The 20880-nt window shown below is 42.5% G+C and carries 18 protein-coding genes; 7 read left to right on the top strand and 11 right to left on the bottom strand.

All coding sequences use genetic code 11. From position 1 onward, the window contains the following. The first annotated feature begins 56 nt into the window (after positions 1-56). Entirely contained in the window at positions 57-1103 is a 1047-nt protein-coding gene (gene porN / locus U0035_RS16125; protein ID WP_114793059.1) for a type IX secretion system ring subunit PorN/GldN, read from the top strand. A 24-nt stretch (positions 1104-1127) separates the two neighbouring features. Continuing rightward, positions 1128-1784: a DUF6089 family protein gene (locus U0035_RS16120; protein WP_114793057.1), complete on the top strand. Its 657-nt coding sequence runs from the start codon at positions 1128-1130 to the stop codon at positions 1782-1784. A gap of 115 nt (positions 1785-1899) precedes the next feature. Here U0035_RS16120 and U0035_RS16115 read toward each other — a convergent pair whose 3' ends face one another. From U0035_RS16115 to U0035_RS16100, 4 genes are all read right to left on the bottom strand, one after another. Then, positions 1900-2091: a hypothetical protein gene (locus U0035_RS16115; RefSeq protein WP_162818013.1), complete on the bottom strand. Its 192-nt coding sequence runs from the start codon at positions 2089-2091 to the stop codon at positions 1900-1902. Between the two features lie 291 nt (positions 2092-2382). Next, the gene (locus tag U0035_RS16110) at positions 2383-2586 is read right to left on the bottom strand and encodes a hypothetical protein (RefSeq protein WP_114793055.1); all 204 of its coding nucleotides are present in this window, start codon (positions 2584-2586) and stop codon (positions 2383-2385) included. Positions 2587-2600: 14 nt separating this feature from the next. Further along, the gene (locus tag U0035_RS16105) at positions 2601-4121 is read right to left on the bottom strand and encodes an oligosaccharide flippase family protein (protein ID WP_114793053.1); all 1521 of its coding nucleotides are present in this window, start codon (positions 4119-4121) and stop codon (positions 2601-2603) included. Positions 4122-4221: 100 nt separating this feature from the next. Further along, positions 4222-5877 (bottom strand): M1 family metallopeptidase, encoded by a 1656-nt coding sequence (locus U0035_RS16100; protein ID WP_114793051.1) that lies wholly within the window; start codon positions 5875-5877, stop codon positions 4222-4224. 56 nt (positions 5878-5933) lie between these two features. On the opposite strand from U0035_RS16100, the gene U0035_RS16095 reads away from it, so the two are divergent. Both U0035_RS16095 and U0035_RS16090 read left to right on the top strand, forming a co-directional pair. Continuing rightward, a complete protein-coding gene (locus U0035_RS16095) occupies positions 5934-7670 on the top strand; it encodes an ABC transporter substrate-binding protein (RefSeq protein WP_245957831.1) in 1737 nt (578 codons plus the stop codon). A gap of 3 nt (positions 7671-7673) precedes the next feature. Then, on the top strand, positions 7674-7979 hold the full coding sequence (locus U0035_RS16090; RefSeq protein WP_114793049.1) for a CBU_0592 family membrane protein: 306 nt from the start codon (positions 7674-7676) through the stop codon (positions 7977-7979). Here the strand turns inward: U0035_RS16090 and U0035_RS16085 are convergent. After that, complete coding sequence (locus U0035_RS16085) at positions 7966-8562, bottom strand: TetR family transcriptional regulator C-terminal domain-containing protein (protein ID WP_114793048.1); 597 nt, start codon at positions 8560-8562, stop codon at positions 7966-7968. The two genes, U0035_RS16090 and U0035_RS16085, sit on opposite strands and share 14 nt — an antisense overlap. A gap of 509 nt (positions 8563-9071) precedes the next feature. On the opposite strand from U0035_RS16085, the gene U0035_RS16080 reads away from it, so the two are divergent. The 3 genes from U0035_RS16080 to U0035_RS16070 all read left to right on the top strand — a co-directional run bounded on the left by U0035_RS16080 (position 9072) and on the right by U0035_RS16070 (position 16194). Beyond that, on the top strand, positions 9072-12218 hold the full coding sequence (locus tag U0035_RS16080; RefSeq protein WP_114793046.1) for a SusC/RagA family TonB-linked outer membrane protein: 3147 nt from the start codon (positions 9072-9074) through the stop codon (positions 12216-12218). Between the two features lie 12 nt (positions 12219-12230). Then, positions 12231-13742, top strand: coding sequence for a SusD/RagB family nutrient-binding outer membrane lipoprotein (locus U0035_RS16075; protein ID WP_114793045.1), 1512 nt, complete (start codon positions 12231-12233; stop codon positions 13740-13742). Positions 13743-13827: 85 nt separating this feature from the next. Next, complete coding sequence (locus tag U0035_RS16070; protein ID WP_114793043.1) at positions 13828-16194, top strand: phosphocholine-specific phospholipase C; 2367 nt, start codon at positions 13828-13830, stop codon at positions 16192-16194. Between the two features lies 1 nt (position 16195). On the opposite strand, the gene U0035_RS16065 is transcribed toward U0035_RS16070, so the two are convergent. From U0035_RS16065 to U0035_RS16040, 6 genes are all read right to left on the bottom strand, one after another. Further along, entirely contained in the window at positions 16196-16816 is a 621-nt protein-coding gene (locus U0035_RS16065) for a YdeI/OmpD-associated family protein (RefSeq protein ID WP_114793041.1), read from the bottom strand. A gap of 62 nt (positions 16817-16878) precedes the next feature. After that, positions 16879-17028 carry a hypothetical protein gene (locus U0035_RS16060; protein ID WP_170138321.1) on the bottom strand — a complete coding sequence of 50 codons (150 nt, stop codon included), beginning with the start codon at positions 17026-17028 and terminating at the stop codon, positions 16879-16881. A 37-nt stretch (positions 17029-17065) separates the two neighbouring features. After that, complete coding sequence (gene clpX, locus U0035_RS16055; protein ID WP_114793039.1) at positions 17066-18325, bottom strand: ATP-dependent Clp protease ATP-binding subunit ClpX; 1260 nt, start codon at positions 18323-18325, stop codon at positions 17066-17068. A gap of 147 nt (positions 18326-18472) precedes the next feature. Further along, complete coding sequence (locus U0035_RS16050) at positions 18473-19129, bottom strand: ClpP family protease (protein ID WP_114793038.1); 657 nt, start codon at positions 19127-19129, stop codon at positions 18473-18475. Between the two features lie 7 nt (positions 19130-19136). After that, positions 19137-19817 carry a ClpP family protease gene (locus tag U0035_RS16045; RefSeq protein ID WP_114793036.1) on the bottom strand — a complete coding sequence of 227 codons (681 nt, stop codon included), beginning with the start codon at positions 19815-19817 and terminating at the stop codon, positions 19137-19139. A 192-nt stretch (positions 19818-20009) separates the two neighbouring features. Next, positions 20010-20879, bottom strand: a complete 870-nt coding sequence (locus tag U0035_RS16040; RefSeq protein WP_114793035.1) for a diacylglycerol/lipid kinase family protein — start codon at positions 20877-20879, stop codon at positions 20010-20012. Position 20880: the final 1 nt, after the last annotated feature.

Raw genomic sequence — 20880 nt, 5'->3', positions numbered from 1 at the left:
CCGGGATATGAATATATTCGTCTGTAAGGCCACGATTACTTATAAAAACTGAAGCAATGAAATTTCGTATTACTTGTAGTATAGTATTATTCTTAATGATCAGCGGCTCGTTGATGGCGCAACGGCGCAGTGCTTATGATACGCCATCAACACCGGCAAAAAGCACAGAGAAAAAAACTACAGATACAAAAAAAACAACCCCAAAGGATAAGCCGGCACAAAATAGTACCGGCGAGGGCGGTGACTATAATACACCTGCGGCCAACCTGCCTATTGAAGTGGTAGAAGACGAGGGAGAAGGCGGTTTGTACGGCGTTTCCAAACAATCGCTGAGAAAAGACAATATCCTGGAAGATGATCATACCGACAGCGCTGCTACACCGTTGGCTTATACACAGCTATATGCGGCAGACGCCATGTACCGCGTGCGGGTATGGCGCACCATTGACGCGCGTACACAAAAAAATGCCCGCTACTTTTATAATAAATCTATTGACGGTGATGATGATAAAAGGCTGATCAACATAATATTAAGGGCAATCAAAGAAGATAGTGTTCAGGCTTTCAGTAATGTAGATGATCGTTTTACCACTCCTATCAGTTTTGATGAGGCGGTAGCCGGATTCGGCGGCGGCGTAGATACGGTAGCTAAATATGATATGGAAGGGAATATTGCGGGTTACCAGGTGAGGGCCCGTGATGTTGCTCCGGACTCAGTTTACAAATTCCGTTTAAAAGAAGAGTGGATATTCAATAAACGTGACGGAAAAACTTATGTAAGAATCCTGGGTATTGCTCCGCTTACCAGTTACACCAGTTCAGACGGCTACACGATGGAAAATAGCGAGCATGCCGTTTTCTGGGTTTATTACCCCGATCTTCGTAAAGCTTTGGTACGAAATAGCATCACCAATCCTCTAAACATATCGGGTTATGTAACCTGGGAAGAAGTATTTGAAAACCGTCTCTTCGAAAGTATGATCCAGAAATCTTCACTGGACGCTGAGAATGGGTTTACCAATACACCGTTAAAGGCTGACCAGGCCGAGATAATCCAAAAGCAATTGAACAATCTTAGCTCAAAAGGCTGGGCGAATAAGTAAATTGCTTACCCAAATTTTGTTATTATGACCATTTTTTTGAAAAAAATTATTATCGTTTCAACAGTCGTCTTGGGCTCTTTAAGCCTTTCAGCGCAAAAATTCACCCCGCAAAAGAATAGTGTGGGATTTAATTTTGGAGCACTAAGTTATTCCGGCCGCTTTGCTGTTGACGCATCCCTTGCCAGCCATACCTCCTTATATGCATCCGTTGCGTACAGGCGCAGAGTTTGGGACAAACTATATGTTCGCGCAGAAGCATTCGGCGGCAGGATTAGAGGTGATAATTCGAATGTTGCGTCACAGGCATCTAAACCTAACGGGCAGTTTCAAACAGAAATGGCGGAGCTAAGTGTAAAAGGTGAATACGATTTTATAGATCTGCAAAGTCATAAGGTAACTCCTTTTGTTAACCTGGGAGCCGGCGTATATACCCTGTTTAACTATTCTTCTACCGCTGGCGCCAAAGAAGGCAGTGACAAAACAGGATTTGCAATGCCAGTGGGTGGCGGTGTAAAATATAAGCTCAACAATCGCGTAAAGTTGCTGGCTGAAGGAAATGCACGGCTGTTTTCTAAAAACCTGGATGGCCGTACCGGTTCGGGTATCAACAACCCCAACCTGTATTACAGCTTTGGCTTTGGTGTAATTTATGAGTTGACTCCATCCAATATTTTATGGTAAACTTCATTAGCCGGGTTGTAGTGTAAAATGGTGATTTCGGGCCTTACATTCAGTCGCAGTTGCCATTTATATCCTAAGGCCCGGTTTATACACAGGGTTCTGCCATCCTCAAGATCTATTTCTCCGACCGTATAGGTTTTATTATTACCGGTACTACAGGCGCAGGTAAAAATGGAGGTCTTACCTGTCCTCCGTGTGTGTACCCCGATAAGATCCACCCTTTGTAATCTCCCCAGATCAGCTCATTGCAGGTATCTGGATTGTAACTTAAAACTATGGTAGACGTGCCGGGAGTATAATGCGCCATTGCTATATCTGGCCGGTAATTGGTTTCCCAGAAATCGTCGACTCCGGTTATTTGAAGCCCTAAGCATGGTTATGCCGGCTGCTGCCCGGTTACTCTTTCACCCACATCCGCTTCCGACCAACCCTGGCCGTAATCATGCCCAGAATCCCGGCCGTTCCCATTTTCCTGTTACTGCATGATCCAGTACGGCTTTCAATTCTTCGAACTCAAAGCCCCGGTTCTTTGTAATAAAATCTCCGGTATAAACAACTATATGCGGGTGGCAGGCCTGAGCATCTTTTAAAGATTGTATTAAGTAACTCCCGTCAACAATGCCACACGCATGTCACTTATCTGCATCAGCATTTGCCGTGCAATGAAACCGGCAGGTTGCTCACCGACATATTCATTCACAAACTCCAATCTAAAAGGTTCGATTCGCCAGGCATACAGGCCGGTTAAAGCAGAGGCTCCGCCAAGGGTCGCTATTATCTTTGTAAACTTTCGACGATTCACAGGTTGTTTAACTTTTAATTCCTTTTGCGCCTGGGAGGAATGATCCGGTCCAGAATAGTATCCAAAACAGGTTTAATATCAGGAGAGGGTTTTAGTAAAAAAATGCCGGCCACAAAAACGATGAGTGCGAAAGCTGTTCTTACAAATAAGCCTGTCAGTCCGTTCCAGCTGTCAAATAGCAGCCAGGTAACTACCAAATTTACTACTGCAAGACTCACCACATACACAGACTTAAGTGTAAATGGGAACAATTTGAATTTCCTCCAAAGAAAAATAATGCGTACTAAATTATAAACAAAAGTCGATACCAGCCCAGCAATGCTGGGTCCTATAATTCCAAACTGTTTGGTAAGAATATAGCTTAATGGCAACATGAATAGTAATAATATTATATTACTGATCAGCTCAAATCTCCAGAAATTAGAAGTCCCTATTATTTCCCGGTTAACACCAGTTCCCAAATCAATAATACGCGTAAGACCTAAAAAAATGAAAGGAATAAACCCTAGCATATACTCCTTTTGCAAATCGAAAGTTGATACGGCATGTCTATAATTCAGAAAAATCAATACAAATAATATCGTAGCAGCCAACAAAAGGTTGATAGATGATCGCTTATAAATAGTTAGTATTGAATTTAAGTTCTTGCTTTTCCATGCAAGTGACAAGTGGGGAATAGAGGCCGCGATAATACCGCGCTGTGGCGCCTGAACAATACTTGCCATTAGCTGGGCCAGCGAAAATATGGCGGCACTTTCCAGGCCATCAGGCATAACAGATGCAATAACTATAGTATCGAATATGCCTGACAAAGACGATACAACACTTGCACTAAATATAAACAGGCAAAAAGTAGCTATCTTTTTAAAGAACTTTTTTGTAACCCTGCTAACCCTAAAAGAAAAGTGGATTCTCTTTCTATAAAACAGGTATACCAATAATGTAACGAAAAGAATAAGATAGGTAAAGGAATAAAGTATAACAAAGGTATCAAAGCTCTTGATAAAGCCCAATGAAAACAATACCAGTATGACTGTGATTAACAAACGCCATTCTACCTCACGGATAAAAATTGTAAGAACAGACTTATGCAGTACCCATCCGTAAGCTTCCAGGATACCATATAAGATCAGACCAAAAACAAAGGGAAACAACCATTTGTAATAGGTAACAAATAAAGCAGAAGAAGAGCCGAATTTTTGAATAACCAACCCTTTGAACAACCATCCTCCGATAGCCACCAGCACACAGCCCAATAACCCTATCAATAAAGCCCATGACAACTGGTCGTTATCTTCGGGATCTAAGTTACTTTGATAAAACGGAAAGAATTTATGAAGATAAGATGGCATAGCCAGGCTACCCAGCGACGACAAAAATATCCCGGCCGCAATAAACATATTGTACAATCCGTACTGTTCGGGATTGAATGCTCCATTTCTTGTAAACAGGAAAACATTCACCAGGCCAACTAGAAAGCCGCAGTAAACTACCAAGGAAGAGACAATGCTTTGCCGCCTGATTTTTGCACTCATTATAAAGTTGCCTGTTTACGTTTATATTGGTAAGGATATGCTAACACAGGCCTCAAACTTAGAACATTTTTAACTGGTACCATGAAAAGCACTTCTAAAATCAGATTTCTTTAACGGTGATGTAAAAATCAGGCACTACATTCATTTTGCCTCCCGCTTCTTTGAGGCTTATTTTCTGAACGGTTTCCGAGGGATGCAGCCAACGTCCATTAGCAAGTAACACCGGCATATTAAAGCCCTTAACAGTGTTGCTCCATTTGTACACCAGGTTATCCCCTTCTACTTTATACTGCAGCTCAGGTATACGGGTCGTGCGGAGGTATTGGTCAAAGATCTTGCTCAGGTCCTTTTTGCTTTTCTGGTTCATATAACGCTCTACCTGTTGCGTAGTTACCGTTTGATGATAGAAATCCTTATTTAAGCCTCGTAAAATATTTTTAAACAAAGCATCATTGTCAATTACCTGTCTGATGGTATGCAGCATATTGCCCCCCTTATAATACATATCTCCACTTCCCTCTTCGTTTACCCCGTAAACACCAATAATGGGTATATCGTTAGCAATATTTTTACGGGTCCCTATCACATATTCGCTGCCGGCTTTCTTACCAAACTCACACTCCGTAAACAGGGTTTCACTGTAATTGGTAAAGCTTTCATGTATCCACATATCAGCAATATCTTTGGATGTAATATTGTTCGCAAACCATTCGTGCCCGCTTTCGTGAACAATAATAAAATCGAATTTCAATCCCCATCCGCTTCCACTCAAATCTTTACCCAGGTACCCCATCCCATACTTATTACCATAAGCTACAGCGCTTTGGTGCTCCATACCTAAATGTGGCGCATCCACCAGTTTGTAGCTATCTTCATAAAAGGGATACGGCCCCATCCAGCTTTCAAAGCAGGTGATCATGGGCTTTACCACTTCAAAATGCTTTTTAGCTTTTTCCAGGTTATAATCCAGCACCCAGTAGTCCAGGTCCAGTTCGCCCTTCTCGCCCTTCATTTTATCCTTAAAGTTCACATATTTGCCTATGTATGGAACGATATTATAGTTATTAATGGGATTTTTCACTTGCCAGGTCCAGGTAGCTGTACCATCGGCATTTTTTTGCTCTCCCGCCAGGCGACCATTACCTACAGCTACCAGAGTATCTGGCACTGTAACAGCTAAAGACGCGCCCTTATCAGGCTCATCTCCCTGGTAATCTTTACACGGATACCATACACTGGCGCCCAGCCCCTGGCAGGCCACGCTGATCCAGTCGCGCCCCTTTTCATCCTTGCTCCAGATCCAGCCTCCATCCCAGGGGGCATTCTTTGCCGCCTTCGGCGTTCCATGAAAATAAATGGTGATCTCCCGCGGACCTGGCTTTATTTTATATTTTAACCGGGGACTCCTGAATTCCACCCAATACGCATTCCCCTCTCTTCGCTGCGGCAGGAGCTTTCCATTAAATATCACACTATCAATCAACATTGGCTCCTGCAGGTCAACCTGCATCAACTTTGCACCGGTATCGTAAAATGTAATAGTATTTTTCCCTGTAATAGTCCTTGATGAAAAATTGGGCATTATTGAAATATCATAACGTAATACGTCCCAACCCATCCGGCCCGCACCATTACTGCCTCTCAATGTATCCTGGCGGGTAAAGCTTTTATTAGAAACCCCTAGCTGTGCCTGTGCGGGTAAGACAGATATGGCTATAAAAAATAAAACAAGTATTTTGGAACAGTTTTTAAACATACACCGGTGATTGAAGTGTAAATTTAACCGTTCAACCTTAAATCTCTTTTTATAAATTGATAAACGGTCGTACCTTTTATATAGCGGCTTTGTGGCGTGCCCACCGCCCGGCTACAAAGCCGGGCCGGGGTCAGGCTGATGCAAAGTTACCGGCCCACCATGCTGTTCGCGGGCGGACCACAAGCGTAGTACTGCTAATAGCCTGTACATTACTATTCGTCACCTGCACGAATAAAAGTAAATCGGGGAAAAAAATCTTCCACTACAACGAGTACACCGGCATTGCATCGCTTGACCCCGCATTTGCCAAAAATCAATCTACTATGTGGCCGGCCCACCAGCTGTTTAATACACTCGTGGAAATTGACGACAGTCTGAATATCAAACCTTCTATTGCTACGCACTGGGATATTTCTGATGACAAAAGAGTTTATACTTTTTATTTAAGACCCGACGTCCTGTTTCACAATGATGCCTGCTTCCCGCAAGGCAGGGGACGGCGATTGGTTGCTGCCGACGTGGTATTTAGTCTCAGCCGTATTATGGACCCGGCCACTGCGAGTCCGGGCGCATGGATCTTTAATGGCAAGGCAGACAGCATTCAGCCATTTAAAGCGTTAAGCGATACCACTTTTCAACTCAGGCTGCTACAGCCTTACCAACCGATACTGGGCATCCTATCCATGCAGTATTGCTCGATAGTGGCGCCCGAAGCGGTTCAGCTATATGGCAAAGAATTCAGGCAGCACCCTGTAGGTAGCGGTCCCTTCAAATTTGTAAAATGGGAAGAAGGTCAGGCTTTGATCTTTGGAAAAAATGAAAACTATTTTGAAAAAGATAGTACCGGCAACCGGTTACCGTATCTCGACGGTGTTAAAATAAGTTTTAAAGATAGCCGGGCTACCGAATTTCTTTTATTCAGGCAGGGACAGCTCGATTTCATCAATGAGCTTGATCCCAGCTTTAAAGATGAAGTACTCACCAAAAAAGGAATACTGCGCAATATATGGAAGGACAAGATAGAGCTGCAGACACAACCTTATTTAAATATAGAATACCTGGGTATTTTGGTTGACAGCACCAATCCCATCGTAAAGAATTCGCCGCTCAGGTTAAAAAAGATCCGGCAGGCTATTAACTATGGTTTTGACCGTCGCAAGATGATCCTATATTTAAGAAATTCCTTAGGCACTCCTGCCGAAAGTGGCTTTGTGCCGACGGGTCTCCCTTCATTCAACGACTCGATAGTAACAGGATACACTTACCATCCGGGTAAAGCCGCACAGCTATTAAAAGAGGCAGGCTTTCCGGGTGGAAAGGGGCTGACACCGGTGAAGCTGTTAACCATTTCTATTTATGCCGACTTTGGGAATTTTATAGCCAGACAACTGGAAGAAATAGGCATCCCCGTGCAGGTAGAAGTGGTACAAAAATCATTACTCTTTGAAATGACATCCGGTTCTAAAGCCGCTTTCTTCCGCGGCGGGTGGATTGCAGATTATCCGGATGCTGAAAATTATCTCTCCGTTTTTTATTCAAAAAACCCCGCTCCTCCTAATTATACCCGGTACAATAACCCGGCTTTCGATAAGGTATTTGAACAGGCCATAAAGGAAACCAATGATAGCATCAGGTATGCATTGTACAGGCAGGCAGATCAGATAGTAATTAACGATGCCCCTGTTGTGCCTTTATGGTATGATAAAGTGATCCGTCTGGTGCAGAAAAACGTTACCGGCTTCTCTCCCAATGCATTAAATCTTTTGGAGCTCCGAAAAACCCGAATTAATTAAAGTATGATGTATTGCACTCAACTAATTGTTGCTCCGTTACTAAAAGCTTTTGTAAGTGAATCGGTGTCATCATTTGTAGGATGGCTGGGCACCGGATTTTATTTACTGGCTTACCTGCTGGTAAGCTTCAACAAGGTAAAAGCCAATAAGCCTGGCTATCACATCCTTAACATCCTGGGAGCTACGGGCCTTATCCTACATGCGCTATACATGAACGATGGTCCCAACCTTATCTGTAATCTGGCCTGGCTTTCCATTGCAATCATTGCCATTATTGCCATATTTTTAAGAAAGATTAAACAAAGTTAAGCAAAGCTATGGCCTGCTTTTTATAACGTTTCAGACCAGCCGTGTACTCCTCTTCCTCTTTAACCAGGCTCAGGTAATAATAGGCGCCATCCACCAGAACAAAAACCAGGTCTGCAGTTGCAGCGGGGTTGACAACCTGAAGCAATCCTTCCTTTTTGCAGGCCCTGATATACTGCTCCATATTCTTGCGCAATGTTTCCAGTAACTGCCGGTATCTACCCGCTATCGTTTCATCTCTTAAGGCCAAAGCATAACAGCTATAGGACACACTATCATCAAACAAAACATTCCATTTCCTGGAAAATACATTATCAATAATTTTCAACAGCACGGTTTTAGGTGTACTGTTTGGCGACGCAGGAACGCTGAATATCTGCAGGTATCTATCGAGTATAAATTCAATAAGCCCATAAACCAGCTGCTCGCGGGTTTTGAAATAATGTATGATCAAACTGGGGTTCATTCCGGCCAGTTCGGCTGTTTTGGCCAATGAAGCATTTTCCAGGCCTTCCTGTTTGGCTATCTGATAAAATACTTCAATAATTTCCTTTTGTCTTGCGTCTTTTAAACTTCGTCTTCCCATAGTAGTTACATTAGAGTGGCTTTAACGCCAATAAATAGTAAGCAATCCTATATTAATTTACCCGAAGGTATCTATTTTTTAATTTAAATATAAGCATAAGCTATATACAAAAAACAAGTAACATAAAAATAATATTAAATTAATTGAATGTTCATTCAATTAATTTTTTTACTATTGTACCGCCATATATTTTTGCTATCGTAAATTCCTGCAGGGCATTTTTATCTGTCAGAACAGCCTTGCTATACAACATAAAATTCATATATGCAAGCATATACGCTTCTTACGCTGCTATTAAAGGACAAAAACCCTTTTGCAATTATATTGATAGCATTGTTCAATGCGTTTATGCAAACGTTTGCGCAAAAGAATCAGAAATTTAAATTGAATGTACATTCAATTTAAATTTGTATCGCCTGCTTTGATGCGTAACAACATCAACGATTGCTAGTAGAATGTATACGCTAATATTTAAAACGATCAATATAAAAAATTAAAACAATGGGAATATGAGAAAGTCAATTTTCATCTGCTGTCTGATATTATTTCTCAGCAGCATCTCCTTTGCACAAAGTCAGACCATTTCGGGAACTGTCCGGTACGCCCGCGACAGCAGTATTTTACCTGGTGTAAACGTGCAGGAAAAAAACACAAAAAATACAGTTCAAACAAACAGTGAAGGCTATTACACGATTAATGTAAAGGGGGCCTCTACGCTAATCTTTACTGCTGCAGGGATGGCGCAGCAGGAAGTCTTTACCAGCCCCGGCATTATAGATATTTACCTTCGGGATGCTCAAACAACCGATTTATCTGAAGTGGTTGTAACAACAGCATTAGGAATTAAGAAGCAGCAAAAAGCCCTGGGATATGCCGTGCAGGAAGTAAAAGGGGAGACTCTTGAAAAAACACGTACTCCTACTGCCATTGGATCTCTTGCAGGAAAGGTCGCAGGTCTTAATATCAGCAATACAACAGACCTCTTTCGCAATCCGGGAATAGAACTACGAGGGAAAACTCCATTAATTGTTATAGATGGCATCCCTGACCCTAATGCTGACCCTTACAAAATTAATGCAGACGATATTGAAAGTATCACCGTTCTGAAAGGACCGGCTGCCGGTGCTTTGTATGGACAAATCGGTATTAACGGAGCCATTATGTACACTACCAAACGCGGCAAAAAAGGCATCGTTAGTGTAGACCTGAACTCTTCAACCATGTTCCAGGGTAGCTATACCGTGATCCCTAAGGTACAGTCTCTATATGGTGGTGGTGACGCGGGGAAATATGCATATGTTAATGGATCAGGAAGCGGTGTCGAAGGTGGCGGCTGGCTTTGGGGGCCTAAACTTGACCAGAGAGATCCTAACACGGCCAGTGGCTTCGTAGAATTACCCCAATACAATAGTCCCTATACACCCGATCAGTCTTATACTGTAACCTACCTCAATGGAGATACACACACCGGCAACTATAAACCAATTCCATGGATATCAAGAGGGAAAAACAATATCCGCAACTTCTTCCAAACAGGCATTTTATCAACCAACAGTATATCAGCATCGGCAGGAAACGACAAAGGATCTTACCGCCTCTCGGCCGGTCATATCTATCAAAAAGGCGTAGTCCCCAACACCGGTGTAAATAACTCATCTTTCTCGATTGGCGGCAACTATGATCTTTCAAAAAATTTAACCGTCGATGCAAAACTTACTTACAACAGGGAGTACTCTGATAATTATCCTACTATTGGTTATGGGCCACCTAATATTTTATATAATCTTATTTTATGGATCGGAACAGATGTTGATGTAAGAGACCTTAAAAATTACTGGGTTCCCGGAAAAGAAGGTTTACAGCAACGTAATTATAATGTTTCCTGGTATAATAATCCCTACTTCGTAGCCAATGAATTACTTAACGGCTACAAGAAGAACAATGCATTCGGGCAAATCACGTTTGACTATAAATTTACTCCCGATCTGTCGCTCAAGTTCAGAAATGGCTTCAACCAGTATTCAGAAAATTCAGATATAAAAGAGCCCTACAGCTATGTGAATTATAGCTTTATATCGAAAGGGAATTACAGCGTAACTAATACTAACTATTTTGATATTACTTCGGACCTGATACTAAATTATAACCGGCGTTTTAGCAGTATGTTTGCAGTGAACGCAAGTGTAGGTGGAGCAAATGCATACCGAAACCTTAAAAGTACATCTTCATCTACTGATGGTTTAACCATACCCGGATTCTACAATTTAAGCAATACCACTAATCCATTAACGGGGAGTAATAGTTTGCAGGAACGCCGTACCTCAAGCGCTTATGGAACGTTAGATCTGGAGGCCTTTAAATTCCTGTATGCCAATTTCACAGGTCGTTACGACAAATCTTCAACCTTGCCAGTTGCTGATAATGCCTACTTCTATCCATCGGCAGGTTTATCAGCAGTTATTTCAGATGCGGTGGACCTGCCGAAAGCTATTTCTTTTTTAAAGGCGCGCACATCCTGGGCTAAAGTGAATACAGGATTTGTAAGCTCTACCAATCCCTACGAACATATATTAACTTACTCGATCGGTGGTAAGTGGAACAACGTACCCTCTGTTGTTTGGCCGGGATCAGCTATTACGCCTCAACTCATACCGAGCACAGTGGAATCTACTGAATTAGGTATGGTTATTGGGTTTCTGCGCAACCGCATTAACGTAGACGCCACCTACTTCCGCAATAAAGAATACAATGGTTTTACTACAGTCAGGCAGTCGGAAGCTAGTGGATATACCGGTGTGGTACAAAATGCCAATGTGTATGTGAGAAAAGGATGGGAATTTGTACTGGGCGGCACTCCAATAGTCAATCATCATTTTAAATGGGAAACTACTTTCAACTTTAGCAACAGCCACCTGTGGTTGAAGAAGGCCACAGATCCTGATTCAGAAGGCTTTGTAGACAATATTAAAGAAGGAGACAGAAATGACCGAATTTTCATTAGCTATTCACAAACAGCTGATGGAAGACCTATATTCAATTCAAATGGATCGTTGGCATTGGACACAGAGCCTCATTTTTTTGGATACGGCGACAGCAAATGGATATACGGCTGGCAAAACGCATTTACCTATAAGAACATTGGATTAAGCTTTTCGTTCGACGGACGCCTGGGTGGCTTGATCTATTCTACTACCAACCAAAAAATGTGGTGGGGAGGGGCAGCCATCGAAACCGCAAACTCATACAGGGATGATGCAATTGCCGGCAAAAATACCTATGTAGCTCCGGGCGTAGTAATTAAAGATGGCTCCGTAGATTATGATAGGCGAGGCGAGATTATTTCGGATACAAGACAATATGAAGACAACACAACTCCCGTGAATTATATCTCGTTTATGCAAAGTGACGCGGGCCACGCGCTGAACAATTATTTCTACTACAGCGGTACTTATCTGAAGATGCGCGAACTGGTATTGAGCTACAATGTTCCCGGTAAATGGTCAAAAGGAATATTTAAGGGAGCTTCAGTATCCGTTATCGGTAATAACCTGTTTATATTATCCAGGTTACCGAACGTTGACCCCGATGCAGAATCAGACAACCTTCAAACACCATCTGTAAGAAGTCTTGGTTTCAACATCAATTTAAAATTCTAAAAACCACAAGTCATGAAACATATTATTCTATATATTATTGTCCTTATAGCACTCTCCTCGTGCAAAAAGTTCGACTATTTCCAGGAAAATCCCAATAGGCCTACAGCTACCGATCCTTCACTTTTATTAACGAATATTGAGCGCGTTGCATTTTCAACGATCAGCGCTGATGCGGCATTGGCCAGCAGGCAACTTGTGTATACACAGGGCAATAGTACGGCTCAATATTATAACTGGAACAGAAGCTCTATGGGTTACTCAAACATTGCACAAGCAGTGCGTATGGAACAGGAAGCTGCACGGGTTAACAAACACAATTACAGGTATCTGGCCAAGTTTTTTAAATCCTACTTTATTGTAGCAATGACACAAACTTTCGGTGACATTCCATACTCTAAGATGATGCAATCTATAGAGAATAACAACTTCAGCGACTCTTCTGCCACCAGGCCGGTTTACGACAAACAACGCGATATTTATATACAGGTATTAAAAGAATTAAAAATTGCCAGCGACTCGTTAGGTGCCAGCTCTGATGCCATTACTGGGGACGTGGTTTATAACGGTTCTATCAATGCCTGGAAGAAACTAATCAACTCTTTTACGCTGAGGGTATTAATGAGCTTGTCAAAGAAAGAAGCGGACAGCGAACTTGGTATCAAACAACGCTTCAACGAAATTGTGTCCAATCCAACCCAATACCCGCTTATAAATACCAATAGTGAAAACGGACGGCTACCTTACTATGATATCAACGGCAATCGTTATCCCTATTATAATAATAATTCGATGAAAACTGATTACTACCTGGACAGCTCCTTTGTTGATATTTTACAAAATTTAAACGATCCCCGTTTATTTACATATGGACAGCCTGCAGGATCGGTAAATACAACTACTATCAAAGATTTTAGCAAGTACGACGGACTGGTGGGAAGCGCACTGCTGTCCTATAATACCGGTAAAAAGGGAAGAAGCCAGGCATCTCCCATCAATAGAAGATATGCTTACGAGATCGTCAACGAGCCAAGCCTGCTGATAGGCAATTCAGAAGTGCAATTCCTTTTGGCAGAGGCTGTAATCCGTGGGTGGATCACTGGCAATGCTAACGATTTCTATAAAAACGGGATTAGGGCGTCTCTACAGTTTTCCAACTTTACCTATCCGGCTGCCACAGGAGTAGCCTACAACGGGCAGTTATATACTACAGATGAAATTAACAACTACCTCGCTCAACCAATCATCAACTTGCAGGCCGGTAAAGAAATAGAACAGATCATCACGCAGAAATATATCAGCTTGTTCATGAATACCGGGTGGCAGGCATTTTATGAACAACGTCGTACCGGATATCCGGTCTTTGAAACCGTTTTCTCGGGAGTGCTTAACAACAAAAGAATTCCTAAAAGGTGGATGTACCCGCTGGATGAGCAAAATTATAATGGCATCAACCTGGAAGCTGCGATAAAGAGCCAGTATCCCAATGGAGACGACATAAACGGTGTCATGTGGCTGATCCAATAACCATCAATGTAACAATCATTCATTACTTTTAGAGGCAGCCGGGGTTGCCTTTAAAAGTTTTCATTAATTATAACCTTCATTTATAATGAGTCAAAACCGCAGAAATTTTTTAAAAAACGCAACGATACTTTCAGGAGCTGCCGGTTTAAATAACGTGCTGCCATCCAGTATTAAAAAAGCCCTTTCCATTAACGCTCCTAAGGGAACCACTTTTTACGATGCCGAACATATCGTTTTCCTGATGCAGGAAAACCGGTCCTTCGATCATATATTTGGTTGTATGAAAGGCGTACGGGGCTTTAACGATCCTCGAATCAAAACGCTTCCGGACAACAACAAAGCATGGATACAAAAGTCCAAAAACGGCGACGCCCATGCTCCCTTTCACATAGATATTAATAAAACCAAAGTAACCTGGCAGGGTGGGCTTCCTCACGACTGGCCCGATCAAAGCAAAGCCAGAAACGATGGTAAATACGACCAGTGGATACCCCAAAAAACAGAAATGTGCATGGGTTATTTTAACCGGGCAGACGTTCCCTTTTACTATGCCATGGCTGATGCTTTTACCCTTTGCGACCACTACTTCTGCTCATCACTCACGGGCACTACTCCCAACAGGCTGTTCTTCTGGACAGGAACCATAAGAGAAGCACTGAATGGAGATAATAAGCCGGCAGTACGCAATTCGCAGGCAGAATCCCGTCATGGTGCTTTTGTAGACTGGAGCACGTTTCCCGAATTGCTGGAAGATCATGGAGTGAGCTGGAAGATCTACCAGAATGAAATATGGACTGCTGAAATCGATGAAAGCCTTAACTACTGGGTAGGCAACTATGGCGATAATGCTATTGAATATGTAAAGCGGCACCGGGTACAACTGGCCGCTTATTTCCGCAAACACGGAAATGCAAAAGCCAAACCTGCATTAACAGCAGAAGAAGTGCTAGCACAATATAACCAGCTCAGTCAAAGGGAAAAGAACTTAATTGACAAGGCCTTCTCCAATAACATGGAAGTTGAGGAATACCTTCAGTTAAAACCGCACACTTTCATTGATGACAAGGGTCAGGAGCAAACGGTGAATATTCCCGCCGGTGATATTTTTCACCAGTTTAGAAAAGATGTGGACTCAGGGAATTTACCAACCGTTTCCTGGTTAGCCGCGCCCCAGGCTTTCTCTGACCATACCAGTTCTCCATTATATGGAACCTGGTATGTATCGGAGGCATTGAATATACTCACCAAAAATCCCGAAGTATGGAAGAAAACCATTTTCATATTAAACTACGATGAGAACGACGGCTATTATGACCATCTTCCTCCTTTTGTAGTGCCTGATCCCAAAGACCCAACAAAGGGTAAAGTTTCGCCGGGAATTGATATTACCCCTGATTTTGATAATACCAGGAACTGGCCGATAGGACTGGGTTACCGGGTTCCAATGATTATTGCTTCACCCTGGAGTAAGGGCGGCTTTATCAACTCTCAAATACACGACCACACCTCCACCCTGATGTTCCTGGAACAATTTCTACAGAAGAAAACCGGGAAGCCAATCGTTTCTAAAAACATCAGTAGCTGGCGCAGAACAGTATGCGGCGATCTCACCTCTGCGTTCAGGCCCTATAACGGCGAACGCCATCCCCTGCCGGATTTTCTAAAGAAAACGCAGGTAATTGATAGTATACAAAACGCTAAAAATAAACCGGCGCAGGTTATACCTACACCTCTGTCGGAAATACAGATTCAATGGATCAACCGGAATCAGTCCTTCTCAGGCCAGGGTTCTAACTGGATGGCAGAACAGGAAAAGGGTACCAGGCCGGCCTGCGCGTTGCCTTATGTACTTTACGCCGACTGTCATATCGATAAAACTAAAAAAACGGTTGAACTAAAATTTGAAGCTGGGAAAAACGATCAACATATCGGGGCGCCGTTCAATGTTTATACACCCGCTTCTTATAAAAAAGAGCACGGCAGGACCTGGTTTTATACTGTAAAAGAAGGAGATCCGTTAACAGACAGCCTGCTGTTGAATCATTTTGAACAAGAAGTTTATGATCTGTGTATCGACGGCGCGAATGGCTTCTTCAGGCATTACAGGGGGAATATACAAGATCCGGACCTGGATGTTACCTGTACCTATGAAACAGCCAAAGGCCTGGTCAACCGTTACACAGGAAATATTATCCTGGAAATTTCTAACCATAGCAAAACTCCGATCACTCTTTCTTTAACCGATAATGCTTACGGCAGAGCTCTGCAGGCTTTTACGATAGGCGCCGGTGTCAATAAATCGATAAAAGTGGATCTGAAAAAAAGCAGTGGCTGGTACGATTTTACGCTTGCATTTAATGGCAATAAAATATTTAAAAAACAATATGCCGGGCATGTGGAAACCGGTGAAATATCGATCACGGATCCTTTTATGGGAGGGTTATTGAGCTAGCTTATTTGCGTTCGTACTTCCAGTTTCTGCCTTTTCCTTCGGCAATCCACTCTATTGCAGATGCTATGCGCTTATCGCGTGTAGCATCTGTTTTAGCTTCTGTAATCCATTGAATATATTCTTTGCGATGCGAGGGCGCGAATTTCTCAAAAACAGCTTTTGCTGTCTTGTTCTTAGCCAAAGCTTTGGCCAATGATTCCGGTACAGGTAACTCCGCTGATTTTTTCGCCTGCGTCCGCTTCAGCGTAACGCCTGCATCTACTAATGCAATAGCTTCTTTAACTGCAGCCAGCAAGTCCATATTTTTCGGCAGGTCTTTTACCGATTTAATATTCGCTATACGGCCAAACTCAGAAGCCCGGTCGTGCACTTCTGCCAGGTAAGGTTGTAAAGATTTGATCTGCGCACCCAGCCAAAAACCCAGGGCACAATGTTGTTTAAAGGCAGCCAGGCTGCATAACATTTTCCCATTGTAGTCAAAAGAAGGAACACCCCATTTAATGGACTCCGTGATATCAGGCGACGCCTTGTGTACAATGGTTCTGAAATGCTCTAATACAGGTTTTGCAAAATCAGCAGCTTTTGCAATATAATCGTCTACCTTGGGATCGAATGTCGGCATATAATGAAATTAAAAAAGCAGGCCAAAAGCCTGCTATAAAATTAAGTTTAAAACTTACATCATTAATTACCGCTACCGAAAAGATTACCTACGGCGCCTTCCAGCATCGGGAATTTTTCAACCACATAGCTTTTAATGGCTTCCAAAGCTTTGGCGGCCTGTTCGTCGGTCAACCCTGCTTCAGCTTTTAATTTTTCTACTAATTCGTTCATTATAAAATTTATTTAGAATTTAAAATCAGCTATTTAACTACGCAGCTTTTACTAAACCCATTTTACTCTTGCTAAACTTGCGTTCAGCATAGTCCCTGGTGAGAGTAAAAGATTTTTCAGAGGAAGATGGCAGCTCATACATAGCATCAGTAAGTATACTCTCGCAAATGCTTCTTAACCCTCTTGCGCCGAGTTTATACTCCACGGCTTTCTCAACCATGAAATCATACACTTCATTATCCACTTTTAACTCAATACCTTCCAGTTCAAACAGCTTTTTATACTGCTTCATCAGGGCGTTCTTGGGTTCGGTAAGGATATCTCTAAGCGTATCCGGATCTAATGGCTCCAGGTGCGTCACCACCGGCAACCTGCCTAAGAGTTCAGGTATCAGCCCAAAGGTTTTCAGATCCTGCGAATTCACAAATTTCAACAGGTTCTTTTTCATCTCTTCCTGTTGTGCCTTATCTACGTTAAAACCAATGGTATTGGTCTGAATACGTCGGCCAATGATCCTGTCAACACCGTCAAAAGCGCCACCACAAATAAATAAGATGTTGTGTGTGTTTACTTTTATCAGTTTTTGATCAGGATGTTTACGGCCTCCCTGCGGCGGTACCAACACATCAGTTCCTTCCAGCAATTTCAACAGTCCCTGCTGCACTCCTTCCCCGCTTACGTCGCGGGTAATGCTTGGATTATCGCTTTTGCGGGCTACCTTATCAATCTCATCGATATATACAATTCCACGCTCAGCAGCTTCCACATCGTAATTACAAACCTGCAACAGGCGTGTTAAAATACTTTCCACATCCTCGCCTACATAACCGGCTTCTGTAAATACAGTCGCATCCACTATTGCAAAGGGTACATTTAATACTTTAGCGATACTGCGCGCGAGAAGGGTTTTACCGGTACCGGTCTCTCCTACCATCACAATATTACTTTTTTCGATCTCTACTTCGTTATGCGGATCAATATCTCTTCCTGATCGCTGCTTCAGTCTTTTGAAATGATTATAAACAGCAACAGCCAACACCTTCTTGGCATCATCCTGTCCAATTACATATTCATCTAAAAAGGTCTTGATCTCCATCGGCTTTTTCACGTTCAGCGAAAAGCCCTGGGTGTGAGGATCGTCTTTAAGATGTAATTCCTGATCAATTATTTCCTGGGCATGCTCCACACAGTTCTCGCAAATATGGCCATCCTGACCCGCAATCAGTATTTCTACTTCATCGCGGCTACGGCCACAAAACGAACAATGTAAAACAGACCCTGATATTTTTTCCTTCATATATAATTACAAAGTTAAAAAAACCACTTGTAACAAGTGGCTTTTTTAAAAAGTATTCATTTGTTGAAGATTCACCTGTAAAATTATATAAAATATTAAATTTCAATAAGATAAACCAAAATAATCTTCCAACAGCTGTTATAAAACTTATAATTTTTCTACTATTTTGTCCGCGATGCCATATTTAATCGCTTCTTCTGCATCCATCCAGTAATCACGGTCAAAATCGCGCATGATCTCATCGATGGTTTTACCACAATTTTCCGCAAGAATTTTGGCGCCAATATGTTTAACCCGCTGTGTTTGTTTAGCTTGTATCTCCAGGTCGGAGCTTACGCCGCGGATATAGCCTCCCAAAGACGGCTGATGAATCATTACTTCACCATGAGGGTAAATATATCGATTACCTTTTTCACCCCCGCTTAGCAATATGCTTCCCATTGATGCTGCCAGGCCCATACAAATCGTATGCACCGGGCTGGTGATCATTTTCATAGTGTCATAAATAACCATACCGCTGGTAACAACACCGCCGGGGCTGTTGATGTAAAAATTGATGGGTGTTCCCGGCTTATCAGCTTCCAGCAATAATAATTTCGTGGTCACCTCCCGTGCGCTTTTATCATCCACAACACCCCACAAATACACCGCTCTTTTATCAAAGAACATTTGCTCCAGGCGCTTGTTCAGCATCATCAGGTCATCGCGCTTATCCTGCGGTTCCTTAGGCTCTTCCTCTTCGCCCTCATCATCGCTTATAATAGGCCGCGCCCATTTATTGTTATATATATTTGAAAAGTTCATGATATAGTTATTTCTTTTTATTAAGTAATAAAACCTCGTCGATCAAACCGTATTCTTTCGCTTCAGGAGCCGTCATCCATTTATCGCGTTCAAAATCTCTTTCGATTTGCTCAATGGGTTTGCCGGTATGATCGTTTACGATTTCGTAAAGTTCGTTTTTAAGTTTACGAATTTCATTCACAGTGATTTCGATATCGCTTGCCTGACCACCAATGGCGCCGCTGGGCTGGTGCATCATAATACGTGAATGCTTTAAAGCAGCACGTTTACCCTGCGTACCCGCGCCGAGTAAAACGCAGGCCATAGAAGCCGCCATACCGATACAAATTGTAGCCACATCAGGAGATACATATTGCATGGTATCATAAACACCTAATCCCGCATAAACACTACCCCCCGGGCTATTAATATACATATTGATATCGCGTACACGGTCGGTACTGTCCAGGAACAATAACTGGGCGGTGATAATATTGGCTACCTCGTCGGTTACAGGGTAACCCAGGAATATGATGCGATCCATCATTAGACGGCTGTATACATCCATTACAGCTACATTCATAGGACGCTCTTCTATAATATTAGGCGTCAGCGCTGTAACCAGGTGATTACCGTAGCTATGAAGGGTATTACTTGAAATGCCCTTGTGCTTTACGGCGTATTTTTCAAATTCTGAATTAAAGGTCATAAGTCTCTAAAATTGATTATTAGTAAACGTACAGAAAATTTTCCATTCGGTTTAAACCCTAAGAATGAAAAATGTACAAATGCATGCGATCAAATATCTATCCATTTACAAAAACACAAAAAACTGTGACATGTTGACTGAACGCGGAATATTTTATTAGCCAATTGGGCAGTAGTTCTTCAAAGCGCCGGGTCAGGCTTCCGGCAACATGATCTGTATATTTCCGGGCTGTATGATGGCAGTTATTTTATCCACTTTACCAATGTATTCTCCGTCTACCTGGAAATGCGCGCGGTGTTTTGCCAGTATATCTACCGATCGTGTCTGGTAAATCTCGATATTCTTATGATCAAAGCCCAGCGAAAGCATTATTTTCAAAAAACCCCATAAAGTCAGGCGTTTGACAACTACGATTTCGAATAGTCCGTCGTCTATTTCTCCTTCAGGATTAATGACAGCACCGGTACCATATTTCCCGGCATTCGCTATTACAACCATTATTGCTTTCCTGCAAAAACTTTTGTCTTCATTTTTGATGGTCACCTCCAGCGCCTGCCGGCGCACCAGTGTTTTCCAGGCCACTTTGAAATAGCCTAACTTTCCGCGGGTATCGCCGTCTTCGAAATTTTTAATGAGCTGTGCGTTTATGCCCACATCACTTAAGTGCAGGCACAGGTGCTTATCATTCAGCAAAATGGTATCCATCGACGTTTGCCTTCCTCCTTCTATTATTTGCAGCGCATCTTCCAGCTTTGCCGGGATCATCAGTTCTTTGGCCATTCCATTGGCCGAACCAGCCGGAACAACACCCAAAATCATGGAAGTGCCCGTAACAGACTTCGCAACAAGTGAAATGGTTCCATCTCCCCCAACTGCCACTACCTTCTTTGCTTTGGCATCTTTTATGTACTGGTCAAGTGAATCACAATCAACGGGATCGGGAAGGTGATAAAAATCAATTGTCGCCTCTTTCCCTTTAAAATAAGACTCAATACCGGCCTGCCAGTTGTTATTGTTTTCACCCGATGTTTTGTTTACTACAAATAAGATTTTGTCCGGCATA

It is taken from the genome of Niabella yanshanensis (assembly GCF_034424215.1).
GTDB lineage: Bacteria > Bacteroidota > Bacteroidia > Chitinophagales > Chitinophagaceae > Niabella > Niabella yanshanensis.
This window is presented reverse-complemented; position numbering and strand designations above follow the sequence as displayed.